At 48.8% G+C, this 13,849-nt stretch carries 14 protein-coding genes and 2 riboswitches; of the genes, 2 read left to right on the forward strand and 12 right to left on the reverse strand.

Translation table 11 applies throughout. The annotated features are described in order from the left end of the window. Positions 1-10: 10 nt before the first annotated feature. The 12 genes from KJS47_RS24415 to KJS47_RS15450 form a co-directional block, all read right to left on the reverse strand. Positions 11-1,108 carry an EpsG family protein gene (locus tag KJS47_RS24415; RefSeq protein ID WP_213525965.1) on the reverse strand — a complete coding sequence of 366 codons (1,098 nt, stop codon included), beginning with the start codon at positions 1,106-1,108 and terminating at the stop codon, positions 11-13. Continuing rightward, a complete protein-coding gene (locus KJS47_RS15405) occupies positions 1,105-2,238 on the reverse strand; it encodes a glycosyltransferase (protein WP_213525966.1) in 1,134 nt (377 codons plus the stop codon). The genes KJS47_RS24415 and KJS47_RS15405 overlap by 4 nt, the downstream gene beginning before the upstream one ends. Positions 2,239-2,307: 69 nt before the next feature. Beyond that, a complete protein-coding gene (locus KJS47_RS15410) occupies positions 2,308-3,438 on the reverse strand; it encodes a glycosyltransferase family 1 protein (RefSeq protein ID WP_213525967.1) in 1,131 nt (376 codons plus the stop codon). Next, positions 3,395-4,363, reverse strand: coding sequence for a glycosyltransferase family 2 protein (locus KJS47_RS15415; RefSeq protein ID WP_213525968.1), 969 nt, complete (start codon positions 4,361-4,363; stop codon positions 3,395-3,397). The genes KJS47_RS15410 and KJS47_RS15415 overlap by 44 nt, the downstream gene beginning before the upstream one ends. Positions 4,364-4,390: 27 nt before the next feature. After that, positions 4,391-4,975 carry a sugar transferase gene (locus KJS47_RS15420; protein WP_249716424.1) on the reverse strand — a complete coding sequence of 195 codons (585 nt, stop codon included), beginning with the start codon at positions 4,973-4,975 and terminating at the stop codon, positions 4,391-4,393. Next, positions 4,968-5,861, reverse strand: coding sequence for a UTP--glucose-1-phosphate uridylyltransferase GalU (gene galU / locus KJS47_RS15425; RefSeq protein ID WP_283772083.1), 894 nt, complete (start codon positions 5,859-5,861; stop codon positions 4,968-4,970). Before galU ends, KJS47_RS15420 begins: the two co-directional genes overlap by 8 nt. 399 nt (positions 5,862-6,260) lie before the next feature. Continuing rightward, positions 6,261-8,090, reverse strand: a complete 1,830-nt coding sequence (locus KJS47_RS15430; RefSeq protein WP_213525969.1) for a polysaccharide biosynthesis protein — start codon at positions 8,088-8,090, stop codon at positions 6,261-6,263. 50 nt (positions 8,091-8,140) lie between these two features. Further along, positions 8,141-8,548: a hypothetical protein gene (locus KJS47_RS15435; protein ID WP_213525970.1), complete on the reverse strand. Its 408-nt coding sequence runs from the start codon at positions 8,546-8,548 to the stop codon at positions 8,141-8,143. A gap of 16 nt (positions 8,549-8,564) precedes the next feature. Next, positions 8,565-8,687, reverse strand: a complete 123-nt coding sequence (locus KJS47_RS24270) for a hypothetical protein (RefSeq protein WP_283772084.1) — start codon at positions 8,685-8,687, stop codon at positions 8,565-8,567. A gap of 86 nt (positions 8,688-8,773) precedes the next feature. Next, a riboswitch (cyclic di-GMP riboswitch) is annotated at positions 8,774-8,857 on the reverse strand. Positions 8,858-9,276: 419 nt separating this feature from the next. Further along, positions 9,277-9,492, reverse strand: coding sequence for a hypothetical protein (locus KJS47_RS15440; protein ID WP_213525971.1), 216 nt, complete (start codon positions 9,490-9,492; stop codon positions 9,277-9,279). Between the two features lie 83 nt (positions 9,493-9,575). Continuing rightward, positions 9,576-9,659: riboswitch (cyclic di-GMP riboswitch) on the reverse strand. Positions 9,660-9,927: 268 nt separating this feature from the next. Further along, the gene (locus KJS47_RS15445; RefSeq protein WP_213525972.1) at positions 9,928-10,761 is read right to left on the reverse strand and encodes a YwmB family TATA-box binding protein; all 834 of its coding nucleotides are present in this window, start codon (positions 10,759-10,761) and stop codon (positions 9,928-9,930) included. A 195-nt stretch (positions 10,762-10,956) separates the two neighbouring features. Continuing rightward, entirely contained in the window at positions 10,957-11,427 is a 471-nt protein-coding gene (locus KJS47_RS15450) for an NUDIX domain-containing protein (protein ID WP_213525973.1), read from the reverse strand. A gap of 340 nt (positions 11,428-11,767) precedes the next feature. On the opposite strand from KJS47_RS15450, the gene KJS47_RS15455 reads away from it, so the two are divergent. Both KJS47_RS15455 and KJS47_RS15460 read left to right on the forward strand, forming a co-directional pair. After that, the gene (locus KJS47_RS15455; protein ID WP_213525974.1) at positions 11,768-12,811 is read left to right on the forward strand and encodes a serine hydrolase domain-containing protein; all 1,044 of its coding nucleotides are present in this window, start codon (positions 11,768-11,770) and stop codon (positions 12,809-12,811) included. Between the two features lie 84 nt (positions 12,812-12,895). Next, positions 12,896-13,774 (forward strand): VOC family protein, encoded by an 879-nt coding sequence (locus tag KJS47_RS15460; protein ID WP_213525975.1) that lies wholly within the window; start codon positions 12,896-12,898, stop codon positions 13,772-13,774. Positions 13,775-13,849: the final 75 nt, after the last annotated feature.

The raw sequence follows: 13,849 nt of genomic DNA on the forward strand, positions 1-13,849 counted from the left end.
CTGAGTTTATTTAATTAACAAAAAAGTAAAACGGGGTGGCTTGATACCATTCAGGCCTGTAAACAAAAATAATTATATTGTAGAATGAGAAGAATACTACAGTTAAAATAATACTAACTATCCTAATACTCTTTTTCTTTATTACTGAAATTATATTTGGTAAAAAAATTATTAGGAAAATAGAGAAGTACTCGACCATTCTACCTAATATACTCATTCGTATAGATAGAATAGCTATTCCGACAGTAATCATAGCTATTAATGTAAGTAAATTACCTTTTCCTCTTACTGCGTTTTCTCGTTTTACTGCCTCTGGTTCTGATTCCTTGTAATACTTAATAAACAATCCGAAAACGAATATCATTCCGTAAACAACAGCATTAATAATGTTTCCCATCTTATTGCTGTCGAAATAACTAGTATAACCTCCATATTGATTTGTTTTTATCATTATATATTCAATAAAAGGATAGAACCAATTGAACAATAAGATGACAACTAGGGAAAATAGACACAATATTTTATAACTGAATTTTATTTTGTTCAGGAAATAAACCAAGCCAAAGATAATGCTAGATTTGTGAAAAAGAGTAGCAAGTAGAATAGTGGCAGAAAATTGGACTGGCTTTTTCCTGTGCGCAAAATTAAAACTGTGTACTAGTAAGGACATGGCTAAATACTGCCGCATTATATTCATCGAACTATAGAAAAACATCATAACAATAAATAAATACACACTTAACCAAACTATATTTGAGTTTTTGTAGATAAAGACCATCATGGAGCTAATTATTATAAAACTTGTAGTAATCAATAACACTTGGCTATTATCGGAAATTATATGCAAATATTTATTTAGCAGGACAAACCCTTTTTCATAATAGAAATCCCACAAATAGTCTAAAGAGGAATACCCTACTATTTCATAGAAATTTATATATGAATTTGTATCGTTACCAATATTGTGTGCACGAAATCCGGAGATTCCAAATAGTATCAAAAATGATACAAACAGAAATATAACTTTACTTGTCTTCCCCCATCCTCTACTAGAAAAAATGGCAGCTATTAAGCAAATGAAAGTTAAAGCCGATCCATATACGATCACCAGGTAGTAACCCTTTCTATATTTACTGTATTTACTGCATTTACTATTTTTTCATATTCTTCAATAGCCCTCCTAGAAACATTACTCCAGGAATACTTATCAGCTATATACTTTAATGCATTTTTAGTATATAATTCCCTCTCGCTTCTCGCCCTATATGCATTAATAATTTGTTCTGCTATACCATCGACACTAAAGTCCGCCTTCCATCCACACTTATACTTTTCGATGTCATCAGCCATATTGGTACCGGGAGTTAATAATACAGGAACTCCAAGGGATAAAGCTTCCAAAACAGCAAGCGGCTGACCCTCAAAGCGTGAAGTCAAAACAAACAAATCACTTTCACACAACTTTTTGCGTTTTTGGTCATCGTATAAAGCGTCTCCCAGAGTTACAATATCCTCCAAGTTATATTTATTAATAATATTTCCTATTTTTTTTCTTCCACCATTATCATCAGGCCCATTTATAAATAATTTAATATTATTTCCCCGCATAAAACTTGATATTCTGTTACAAGCCTCTAGTAATATATCTATTCCTTTATGATAAGGATCTAATCGGCCGAGATAGGATATATTAAAAGAATTATCATTTTTTAAACCTCTTGTTACTTCTATGGCCCCTAATTCTATTGCATTACCGCAAACGAATGAATTAATATTAAAATCTAGGGAATCCTCTTTTTCCCTTTCTGTAAGGTACTGTAAAGCGGAAGCATTTTTGATAAAGTAGTTAAAAAAGAGAAAATTACCTACAATTTTTTTATATTTCTTCTTGAGTTGAGCTGAGTTAGTTAGACTACCATGTGGGGTAATGACATAAGGAATGCTTTGTTCAATCAAATATTTGGCTGCTCTAAAATAGTAGAAAAAGTAGATGCCATGAAATATAACAATATCCGGTTTTTCAAACCCCAATATTTTAGAAATATTTCCGTCGGGACAATCATCCAATGAGAAGTAAGTATAACCCACTACATCTTCTTTATTTCTTATATCAATTTTCGAACAGTTCAATAAAGCAACAGTGGAGTATATACATTGAGATTTTACATGGCCTGGAACTATAACAGATACGCCATTTGATTTATTATTATCAAGCCATGCTATATGTAAGACCTTCAAAAAGACAACTCCTCCATAATATTTAACTAAACTCCTAACTCTATCTTTCTACTGAAGCCACGATTCTTGCTAGTTGGCCTCTTCTCTTGAAATAGTTATATAGAGTTTTTCTAACCATGCAGCACTATTCTTAATATCATAGCCTTTGTCTATTATCTTATTAAGGGTATCCTGCCTTTCATAACCCTTATAATAATGTAAAAGCTTTTTAACCCAGTCTTCTGTAGATCCATTTAGGGTAATAAATTCGACATCTCCTGTAATATCGCTGTCCCGTGCGATAGAATCGGAGAGAAAACACTTTAATCCTGATGCCTGAGCTTCAATAGCAACCACTGGTAAACCCTCATATAATGAAGGAAGAACAAAGACATCCATCGCTTGCATAATTGTATGAATATCAGAACGCTCTCCTAAAAAAAGAACTGAACCTTCTAAGCCAAGTGAAATTACTTTTTTTCGAATACGTTCTTCCATATCACCTTTTCCAATTAGCAATAATACAGAATTAGATTTTCTAATAATAATATCTTTAAAAATATCAATTAAGAATTCATGATTTTTTTGTTCACTAAATCTTCCAACATGTCCTATTACAAATTTGTCTTTAATCCCAAGAACAGCCCTGATATCTCTTCTAGTATTCGGGTTAAATTGAAATTTTTCCGATTCTATTGCGTTGTTTATTAAAAGAGGTTTGCTTTTATTGGTCTTAAGTCGTACTTTTCCAAACAACCAATCCCCCGCAACATTTGAACAAGCTAAGTGGTAATTTGCGTATCTTTTCACATTCCTCCGATTGAGATAATGGAGAAATTTACGCAGTATACCCGGTGGGGATGAAGAGTTGTGAGAATGGGCTATTATGCATTTAACCCCACACCTTTTTGCCGCTAATAATGGAGAAATATAAGCAGCTGAAAGCATATTAACATGTATAATGTCGTAATTATTTTTCCTAATTAACCTTTTGATTTGAACGTAATTTTTAATGGGGTTTTTCATAAAATGTGTAACATTATATATTTCTCCCCCTAATTCCTTTATTTCTTCTTGGTATGCTATGCTTGAATACATATTAATAAAGTCAGTCTTAATTCTATTCGGGTTTAAGTTTCTAAAATAGTTCATTATAAAACTTTCAACCCCACCGGCATTATATGTCATTCCAAACTGCAGTACCTTTATGGGCTTGTTCATTTTCTCTACCTGCCAATCTACGACTTAATCTACTTTTCATGATAATATAACCTTCGTTTATAATGATGTCGCAATAAAACATAACGGTAATTATTCCATATTTGGTTGCAGGCATCAGTCTTTTTCTCTTTAGATTTACATATGTAAGAACAGCATAGTGCCTGAAATTAATGTATCGCTTTTCACTAAATGTTAACATATTAAAAAATTTCTTTTTACATTTATGCAAATAGTTTTCTCCCTCAATTTTTTTATGGCCTGTGGACAACCCCCCATCATTATTATGGACGCAGCAAATCACATCACATCTTTGCAAATAACCTATTCGTGCACCACTTTGTATAGTTTTAAGCATTAAGTAGAATTCATCACCAACATCGATTAAATCAAATCCGTTGATTCTTGTGATAAGATCCCTTTTAAACATAAAAGTATTAGTTCCTGTTATATGATGCTTAAGATGGTATTTCATTAAATTGCTATGTTCCAAACTCTTAAGCCTATTTTTAGTTCTATAACCTACAATTCTATCCCTTTCGTTCATAAGACATAAATCCGCGAAACTCATTTCCAAGTTATTCTCTAACATATACGTTAATTGATTCTTTATTTTATCTGGCAAATAGATATCATCGTCATCTAAAAAGGTAATAAAATCCCCCTTCGATGTCTCTATTCCGATATTCCTAGTCTGTGCTGATCCTAAGTTCTTCTTATTTTTTATATAGAGGATATTATTAAATTTTTGTTGATATTCTTCAATAATTTGATTAACCTCTTTCCTGTAACTGCTCTCTTTCTCATTATCATCTACTATTATTATCTCAATATTTGTATATGTTTGATTAATGACTGATTCTATAGCTCTTCGAAGAGGAGCAACCCTTCGAAAAGTTGGGATTATTATACTTACTTTACTATTCATATAGTCACCTTTTTTACTAATGTGTTTTTAAACGCCTTCTTTTACTCCCTCGGATTTAACTATATTAATGATGGTAATTAGAAGTATTTTAATGTCGAACTTTAAGGTTGTATTGTTGCAATACGAGCCATCAAAACACGCTTTTTGCACCAACGAAATTTCATCTCTGCCATTCACCTGAGCCCATCCGGTCAAGCCAGGGCGAATATCGTTCGCTCCGTATTTGTCACGTTCGGCAATGAGATCATACTGATTCCAGAGCGCCGGCCTTGGTCCCACAACGCTCATTTCACCCATCAAGATATTAATGAGCTGCGGCAGTTCGTCCAGACTCGATTTCCTCAGAAGTCTTCCTAGCTTGGTGATGTATAGATCTGGATTTTCTAGAAGATGAGTCGGTGTATTGCTAGGTGTATCGACTTTCATAGTGCGAAATTTGAGAATGTTAAATTCTTGCTTGTGCCTGCCCATTCTTCTTTGTTTGAAGAAGACCGGCCCGCTGGAATCCAGCTTGATCAGAAGGATCAACAGCAGAAAGATCGGAGACAAAACAAGAATGCCAACTAGGGAAAGGAGAATGTCAAATATCCTCTTGCCAAAACTCCTATACAACGTAATGTCCCTCCCGCTTCCGGTCTCTCTCTATCTGACCCAAATATGCCAACAGTTCCTCGCGCAGCTCCGCATGCTGCAGCGCAAACTCAATCGTCGTCTTAATAAACCCCATCTTCTCTCCTACGTCGTAGCGAACACCCTCGAAGTCATAGGCGTAAACAGCCTCGTGCTGGTTAAGGGTGGAGATCGCGTCCGTCAGTTGGATCTCGCCGCCAGCTCCGGTTTCCTGGCTCTCAAGGATGTCGAAGATCCTCGGTGTGAGGATATAGCGTCCGAGGATGGCCAGGTTCGAGGGAGCCTCCTCTTGCTTCGGCTTCTCGACTAGGCCAAGCACGCTGTAGAGCCGATCTTGCATTTGCTGTGCGTCCACGATGCCATACCGGGAGACGTCCTGCTCCGGTACCTGCTGTACCCCTACGATTGAAGAGCGATAGCGGTCGAACACCTCGATCATCTGCTTCAAGCACGGCTTGTCTGCCTGCACGATATCGTCACCAAGCAGGACGGCGAACGGTTCGTTACCGATGAATTTGCGTGCGCACCAGATAGCGTGGCCGAGTCCTTTCGGCTCCTTCTGCCGGATATAATGAATATCCGCCATATGCGAGGATTTGCGCACCTCGCTCAGCAGCTCCAGCTTTCCCTTGTCCATCAGATTCTGCTCCAGCTCGAACGATGTATCGAAGTGGTCCTCGATGGCCCTCTTGCTCTTGCCTGTCACAATGATGATATCTTCAATGCCGGACGCGACAGCCTCCTCCACTATGTATTGGATGGTCGGTTTGTCTACGATTGGCAGCATTTCCTTGGGCATTGCCTTGGTTGCCGGCAGGAACCGGGTGCCGAGTCCCGCTGCCGGGATGATGGCCTTGCGTACTTTCATGATCGATTCTCCTTTTTTGTTCAGATCGTCCCGCTAAGCGGGATATGGGCTCTTTCGCGTCATCTCTCCCCACAACAAAAAATCAACCTCGGCAACAGAAACAAGCGCCTTGTCTCTCTTGCCAAGGTTGATTCCCCTGTATTTATGCAATAAAAACGGCATTTCTACACGGGCATTGAACCCAGCCTCACATTATACCCATGACGATCCACGTCTAAGGCGGTTCTTCCGCCCACAGCATAACCGAGTGCCCGCCGTGATAGAGGTACAGCAGACTTGACCTGTCCTTCAAGACCCAACCTGGTAGGGATGTCATAGGTCTAACAAACTAGACTATTGAAAATATTACCATACTGATAGGTAGGTTGAATAGGACTATTTGGTTCTCATGTTGCATTGTCAGCCAAGCGGAACCGGTTCAGGTGCAGATGCGGGAGCGCTCCCGCCGGCCGCCGCTAACAGGCGCTGCCGGGTCGTGGGGGCATCCCACTGCTTGTACTGTGTCAGTATCTCTTGAACTACGGTAAATTCCGACGGAAGGGCGGCCTTGCCCCGGTAGATTTTGGGATAAACCTGCTCCTCATGCACTTCGTTCTCGTTCAGCAGCTCCTCGAACAGCTTCTCGCCCGGCCTCATGCCGCTGAACGTAATGCCGATCTCCTCGATCTCGAAGCCGGAGAGCCGGATCAGGTTGGCGGCCAGGTCGACGATCTTGACCGGCTCGCCCATGTCGAGCACGAAGATCTCGCCGCCACGCGCCAAAGCGCCGGCCTGCAGCACGAGACGCGACGCCTCGGGGATGGTCATGAAGTAGCGTTCCATCTCCGGATGGGTCACCGTCAAGGGACCGCCTCGGCGGATCTGCTCCTTGAACAGCGGGATGACACTCCCCCGGCTGCCGAGAACGTTGCCGAAGCGGACGGCGACGAACCGCGTATTGCTGGTGCGGTCGAGGTTCTGAATGAGCATCTCCGCAATTCGCTTGGACGCTCCCATGACGCTCGTCGGATTGACCGCCTTGTCCGTTGAGATCATGACGAACGTCTCGACGCCTGTCGCATGGGCCGCTTCGGCGGCATTCCGCGTACCGAGAATGTTGTTCTTGATCGCTTCCTCGGGATTGCGCTCCATGAGCGGCACATGCTTGTGCGCAGCGGCATGGAAAACGACCCGGGGGTGATGCTTCAGCATAACCTGGATGAGCTTGTCCCGATCCTGGACATCCGCGATCTCGGTGACGATCTCCATCTCCCTGCCAAATGTCCGGAGAAGCTCCATCTCAATCGCATAGATGCTGTTCTCCCCGTGCCCGAGCAGAATGAGCTTGGCCGGAGAGAAGGAGCTAACCTGGCGGCAAATCTCGGACCCGATCGAGCCACCTGCTCCGGTCACGAGGACAGTGCTGCCGGTTATGTATTCTTCAATAGCCTGCGTATCGAGCTCGACCGGATCGCGGCCGAGCAGATCCTCGACCTGCACATCCCTCAGCTCGTTCAGGGAGACTTTGCCCCTCACGAGGTCGTCGAGCATCGGCACGATCTGCACCTTGGCGCTGGTCTTGCTGCATGCCTGGACGATGGCGTTCAGGTCCCCCTTACGCAGTGAAGGGATAGCGACGAGGATATGGGAGATGCCGAGCCGGTTGACCGTTTCCTCGATCTGGTCCCGCCCGCCCACGACCGGCATGCCGCACACCTCCAGCTGATGCTTGCTCGCATCGTCGTCGATGAACGCCACCGGATACAGCTCGGAATCGGGCTTGTGCTTGAGCTGACGCGCGATGAGAGAGCCCGCCGAGCCGGCTCCGACGATCAGGGCCTTCTGCTTGCCGGGCAGCTCCTTCGTATACGTATCCCGGAGCAGCCGCCAGGCAAACCGAAGCCCTCCGATCAGCAGAAGATGCATCATCCAGGTGACGAACAGCGTTCTCACATAGATGTGACCGCTCACAGCGAGCTGCGCAATAGCCGCGGCGAGGATCGAATAGGTCACCGCCTTGCTGATGGCGATCAGCTCGCCCACGCTCGCGTACCGCCACACTCGCTTGTACAGCTTGTAGCGGTGAGCGAACACATGATGGGCGAGCAGCAGGACGGCTGCGCTGACAGCGAGGACCGGGCTAAACCCCGAGATTGACGGCACGAGGATGAATGTGCACAGATAGATGGACATGAGGACAATGGCCGAATCCATGCTTATTAATAGAAACAATCGTTTGGAATAGCTCACTTGCTTTCCTTCCCCCTACTGTTCGCGCAGCCCGCCCAGGACTGCCGATCTCATCTTACAACCTCTATCGGAACCGGATGAGCGGGAACCGTCATCCATGGCTTGAGTGCCTTCAGCTTTCTATTCTCCGCTGCGTTGCGGCGCGACCAAATCTGGTAGTGCGACGCGCACATGCCGCGAGCGCGGTGCTTCTTGTCACAGCCCTCGACCGTGCAGGTAGCGATAACCTGGCGCACTTGCTGCGGATCGCCGTACTTGCGCCAGCGCGCGTAATGCACGGTGCAGTAGCCCTTGCACTTGGCGAGCTCGCCGCAGCCCTCTTCCTTGCAAATCTTCTTGATCTGCTGCTTCAGGAACAGCGGATCGCCGTTGCGCCACCAGCGCTGATGATGCATGGAGCACAAACCTTTCGCCTTCACTTTCTTCTCACAGCCGTCGATCTTGCAGAATCCTTTCATCTTCTCACCCTCAATGTCATCTGGATTTGTTAAACAGGCGCTTGATCGGTTTGCCTCTACGCTTCATGTACCAGTGGCGGTCCTCGGCGTAGTAGAGCTGAATCCCAGCCAGCTCGAGCGGCGTCCATATCCTTTTCATCGGAATTAAGGGCATCCTGGTTCCTCCTCACTTCGACATGTGCGATGGCGAGTCCCATAAAAAAACCACCTCCTCCCGCGTATGCGAAAAAAGATGGTCGGTTGCACTACTAGCTCCATCTACCCCAAGTGCCCAGATACAGAGTAGACTTCAACGCTCCCATATTTTAAATTGTATAAGTTATCCATCGGAAAATTCTTCCTTTATTATATAGGAAGAAAGGCATGATTTTTTGTCGAAATTTGGGACCTACGCAACTTTTTTTTACAAAAACGTGCTACACGTCCCGATTCTTCTGGAATATGGTGTAAACAAATCCAGAAAAGTGGCGATCTGGCGCGGATTGTCCCGTATTCTCGGCCAAAAGCTTTTTGTCCGTAAATCAAAAAAATCCTCTCTCCGACCCACCCAAATTCGTCCACTGCCCTCGAAGTTATATAGAACTATGACGAAAGACCCCAAATATCTTTCGACAAAGAGCGCCAAATACGCAAAAACCCCAGCAGGACCGCCCGCCGAGGTTTCATTGTCGAAGGAAGGGACACATGCGTCCGCTTCGCGTTATTCGATTAACCGGATGCCCGGGAGACTAGGACGTAATGCCCTTGGCGACCTGCTGCTGCTCCACCCGGAATTGGTAGAATTCCCGTGGATATGCCTGGCTGTTGATTCGGACCGTCTTGGGCGTTACCCACTCCACGTGACCGCCCGTATCGATCAGGTGCTCATTATTCCAGATTGAAACAGGATGCTTCAGCACGATCGCCAACACAAACTCGGAGTCATTCTCAATGTACCGACTCATTCTCAATCACCTTCCGGACTATAGTGTAGACCCGCTACCTGATCAGACAAGGTTAAATAAACAGAAAACCACCTTTCAAGGTTCTGAAAGATGGTCGGTTGCACTAGTAGCTCCATCTACCCCAAGTGCCCATATACAGAGTAGACTTCAACGCTCCCCTATTAAGTTAAACCCGGGCCGCCCTACATGGGTGGGGCCGGTTTCTTGCGCTGCTTCAGGTTTGCTCTTTCAATATATTCCCATTATATTATGTTTTTCTCGTTTGACCACCCAAAAAAAGTTTCCTGAATGGACCCTCCCGAAAGAAGAATTTTATCAATGTCCTTAGACCCTCTCTATTTTGGCGATTTTATCTTAAATTTGAAGGAAAAGCGGGACTTAGGATATACTCCTGCCCCTTCTCCCCTCCAACCTCCCTCGCTGAGTCCTGAAAAATTAGTATTCTAGGGTCAGCACCGGCGTGCCCACGGTGACCCGCCACAACCCCTCCGTCGTCCGATGAACCGCCGCCTGGAAGCCGATCGGGCGGCCGCCGCTGAGCACCGACGCCTCGAATTGCGGAGCCCGGTAAGAGCGGCTCTCCGTCGCCGCGTCCGTGTAGCGCTCCACCGGCTTGGCGCCGAGCCCGTCCTCGAGCTGCCGCCAAAAAGCGCCCAGGCCCAGGCTGTCGTCGTTCCGCGCGGCGGCGATGTCTGGTGTCAGGGCGGCGTTCAGCTCGCCCTGCACCTGCACGCTCCAGGCCGGGCGGATGCCCGCCGCCCGCAGCGCGCTCTCTGCGGCGGCCTGCCAGGCGCGGGCCGGGCGCAGCGCCGCCTGCTCGGCTGCCTCGTACTGAACGGTCACGAAGACCGACCGTTCGTTCATAGGCAGCAGCCGCAGGGTGACGGTGCCGCCGTCCGCTTCGGCCGCCGCAGTGTAGGCGGCCCCGCCGTCCGCGCGGCGGCTGAGCTCGCCCGCCGCGAGCCCGAGGCCGGCGGCGAGCCGGTCGCCGAGCGCCGGCAGCTCCGCCGGTACGGCAGCCAGCTCGGCGGCGTGGCGGACGACGAGCCGCGCGGGAGCGTCGTCCCGCAGCACCGTGCGGGACAGCGCCCACACGGCGGCGAGGTCACGGTCCGCCTCAGCCGCCGCCGGAGCGGACGGCAGCGCACCCTGCAGCGCGAAGACGAGTGCGGCTGCGGCGGCGAAGACGGCGAGGCCGAGCCGGCGAAGGCCGGCGGGCTTGGCCGGAATGGTGGGAGCGGCGGCGGGGAGGCGGACGGCTTGGCTCATGGGAGAGAACCCCTTTCTTCATCCGAATCTAGCAATCTAGTAACAGGATAGCCGGAAGGGAGAAAGAATATACATGGAGAAGGCCAAGCTGCAAAAGGAGGGGAGTTATGATCGTCACCACCACTAGGGATATTGCCGACGCGTTAATTCGATTAGGGATTTTCTGCCCACTTGTCCTTTAGAATGGTAGACCGATCATTCCAATACGATCCTTTCCTTGTCCAGATAAGCTCGTAGGATGGGAATATGCGTTTCTGCTAGATGAATCTTATCCAGCTCTTCCTTTGAAAGGAACCTAAGCTCTCTCGATTCTTCACTGCAAACTAGCTCGTTATCCTCTTCTACCTCCACCTCATAAGCGAGCGTAATAATCCGCTTCACATTCCCATCCGGAAATGCAATGATTCTGGAAGGGTCGGAAAAGGTACCAAACAGGTTAACGTCCCGTACGTTTAGGCCCGTTTCCTCTTTTACTTCGCGTTTGAGCCCTTCCACTAGATCTTCATCCATTTGGATGGCCCCTCCAATAAATGCCCATCTCTCGCTGTCCATTCGTCTTTCTAATAAGAGGCAGTCGTTACTTTTGATGAATGCCACCACCCCTATACTCATTGGTTGGTTAGGGGTCGGAGCTTCGGGGCTTCTATAATAAAATTTGGCTTCCACAAACAACACTCTCCCAGGTCGTAATGGATCTCTATTTCGATGGCGAATCACCGGATCCCTGTCAGGGCTCTCGCGGGCCTTTTTTTGTTGTCTTTTGATAAACTATCTTGTCCAGGTCAATTGACAAATTAAGGTAAATGACACAAGATCGAAGCGATCCGCAAGCGAATTGAACAGTCTCTGCGCGACGAAGGCTTCGGGAAGCTGGAACCCCTGGGGTAAGCTCTGCCAGAAACCGCCTGGCAGCGGCTCTCCCTTTTACCGGCAAAGCTCCGGCATCCGATAAAATAGAAAAATCTCTCATTCGCATCGCGAGCCTTCCTGATGAAAGGAACTTCCCATGGACGCTACCAAAGCCAAAACCTATGAAGCCATCTTCGACAAGACGATGGCCTCCCCGCTTCTGCACGAAGGCGCCGTTCTCCTCGAGACAGCTGACGGCTCCTTCTCCTGGAGCCGGGGCTATGCCGGCAAAGAGGTGGATTCCCCGCTGCTCATGGCCAGCATCACCAAGCTGTTCACGACGAGCTGCCTCCTCACGCTGCGAGAGCGGGGCAAGCTGTCGCTGGACGACCCGCTGTCCGCTTATTTCGCCCCGTCCCTGCTGGAAGGACTGCACCGGTACAAGGGACAGGACTACTCCTCCGCCCTTACCCTGTCGGACCTGCTGTTCCAGGTGAGCGGCCTGCCCGACAAGTACGAGGAAAAGAAGGATTCGCTTAAACGCGCCGTCATCCGGGAGGACTTCGCTTATACGTTCGACGAGCTCCTTCAATGGACCAAAGCCCTCCCCCCTCACTTCGCTCCGCGCACCAAAGGCAAAGCCTATTACAACAACATCAACTTCGATCTGCTGGGAGAAGTCATCGAAAAGGTGACGGACCTGCCGCTGGCGGAAGCCTACGAGCAGCTGATCTTCGCCCCGTTGGGTCTCGAACAGACCTATCTGCCGCATACGGGGGACGAGGCGATTCCTTCCCTCTACTGCCGCGGCCAGGTGCTGAAACGGCCGCAGTTCATCCGCAGCTGCCGGGCAAGCGGCGGCGCCGTCTCGACCGCCCGGGAGATGATGGTTTTCCTCAAAGGGTTCTGGAGCGGCCGGCTGTTCGACCGGGACATTCTCGGCAAGCTCATGACTTACAACCGGCTGCAGCTGAGAATGGGGCCGCTCCACTACGGGGGCGGGTTCATGCGGGTCGCCCTCGGCGGCCTCCTCATGCCCTTCGCCGAGAAGGGAGACCTCCTGGGCCACTCCGGCTCGACGGGCTCCTTTGCCTTTTATTATCCGCAGCGGGAGCTGTATCTGGTCGGTGATCTGAATCAGATGGCGAACCCCGCCCTTCCCATTCGCTTGTCCATGCGGCTCGCGCTGGCTTCGCAGTAAAGTTCGCCCAGTATATGGAAGGAAACCCCACCAACGCTGCCGAATCCTTCCTCGAATCGAATCTCGATCGAGGGAGGAATTTCCGTGAACGAGCAGCTTGTGCATACGGAGCCGGTCGTGGGCAGCGGCCGGGTAGTCCCGGATTTGCTGTACGACGGCGGCAGTATCGACGTTCTCTACGATTACCATGAGGAAGCGGTCCGCTGGTACGAAACAAATCTAGGCTGGAGCGTGCGCCAGCAGGAGAGCTGGAAGCCCGACCCTAGAGCGGCCCAGGGCAAAATGACACATATGGGCAGAGGCCTGTGGCTCACGTCCTCCGTCACCAGTCAGCGCCTGCCTTATCACTACGCGGAGCGCGGAACAGTCGATCCACACGTTCGGCTCTGTCTGCGGGCGGCGGACCTCGAGCAGACCCGCTCGGCTCTTGAGGGGCGAGGGGTTCGCGTCACCGACCTCTATGCCGGTCCTGGCGGCCACCGGTATTTCGATGCGTGGCTGACGGCGGAGGGTACCCGCATAGCCTTCGTGGAGGAGCAGGCGCCCTCTCCCGTCCCGCTCCCCCCTTGCGGCCCCAACGAGGACGTCTGCGTCCGGATCGGGGTCAGCCATCTGGACGAGGCGGTCCCGTGGTACGAGCGGTACATAGGGATGCAGGTAGAGGCGGTGCATCGCGAGGAGGGCTATGCCGTGATGTCGTTAGGGGTCAACCATCACCCGGACGGCAAATCGCTGTGGATCCTCGAGTCGCTCCCGCCCGGTGCCTATACCGGCCCAGTCGACGGACCGGTTCGGCCAACCTGCTTCGTCCAGGGCCGGGACGCGTTTTTCGCGTACTACCAATTCCTGAAGGACAGCGGAGTCATGGTCGGCGAAATGGGTGGCTTCACCGGCCGGGGGCTGGCCCTGTTCCACTTGTATGACCGGGACGGCAACCGGTTCAACGTTAGCAGCTTCGTCTGATCTTTCGAAAAAGGGTCACTTCCCAATGAAAAGGAAGTGACCCTGTCGTTATTTATCGGGTGGTGTAACCGTATC

This window comes from Paenibacillus sp. J31TS4 (assembly GCF_018403265.1).
Lineage (GTDB): Bacteria > Bacillota > Bacilli > Paenibacillales > NBRC-103111 > J31TS4.

Excerpts from the sequence above, each read along its gene's own strand:
- KJS47_RS15410 (WP_213525967.1), bottom strand. The coding sequence starts at position 3,438 with ATGAACAAGCCCATAAAGGTACTGCAGTTTGGAATGACATATAATGCC.
- KJS47_RS15415 (WP_213525968.1), bottom strand. The coding sequence starts at position 4,363 with ATGAATAGTAAAGTAAGTATAATAATCCCAACTTTTCGAAGGGTTGCT.
- galU (WP_283772083.1), bottom strand. The coding sequence starts at position 5,861 with ATGAAAGTACGCAAGGCCATCATCCCGGCAGCGGGACTCGGCACCCGG.
- KJS47_RS15435 (WP_213525970.1), bottom strand. The coding sequence starts at position 8,548 with ATGAAAGGATTCTGCAAGATCGACGGCTGTGAGAAGAAAGTGAAGGCG.
- KJS47_RS24270 (WP_283772084.1), bottom strand. The coding sequence starts at position 8,687 with ATGAAAAGGATATGGACGCCGCTCGAGCTGGCTGGGATTCAGCTCTAC.
- KJS47_RS15440 (WP_213525971.1), bottom strand. The coding sequence starts at position 9,492 with ATGAGTCGGTACATTGAGAATGACTCCGAGTTTGTGTTGGCGATCGTG.
- KJS47_RS15445 (WP_213525972.1), bottom strand. The coding sequence starts at position 10,761 with ATGAGCCAAGCCGTCCGCCTCCCCGCCGCCGCTCCCACCATTCCGGCC.
- KJS47_RS15455 (WP_213525974.1), top strand. The coding sequence starts at position 11,768 with ATGGACGCTACCAAAGCCAAAACCTATGAAGCCATCTTCGACAAGACG.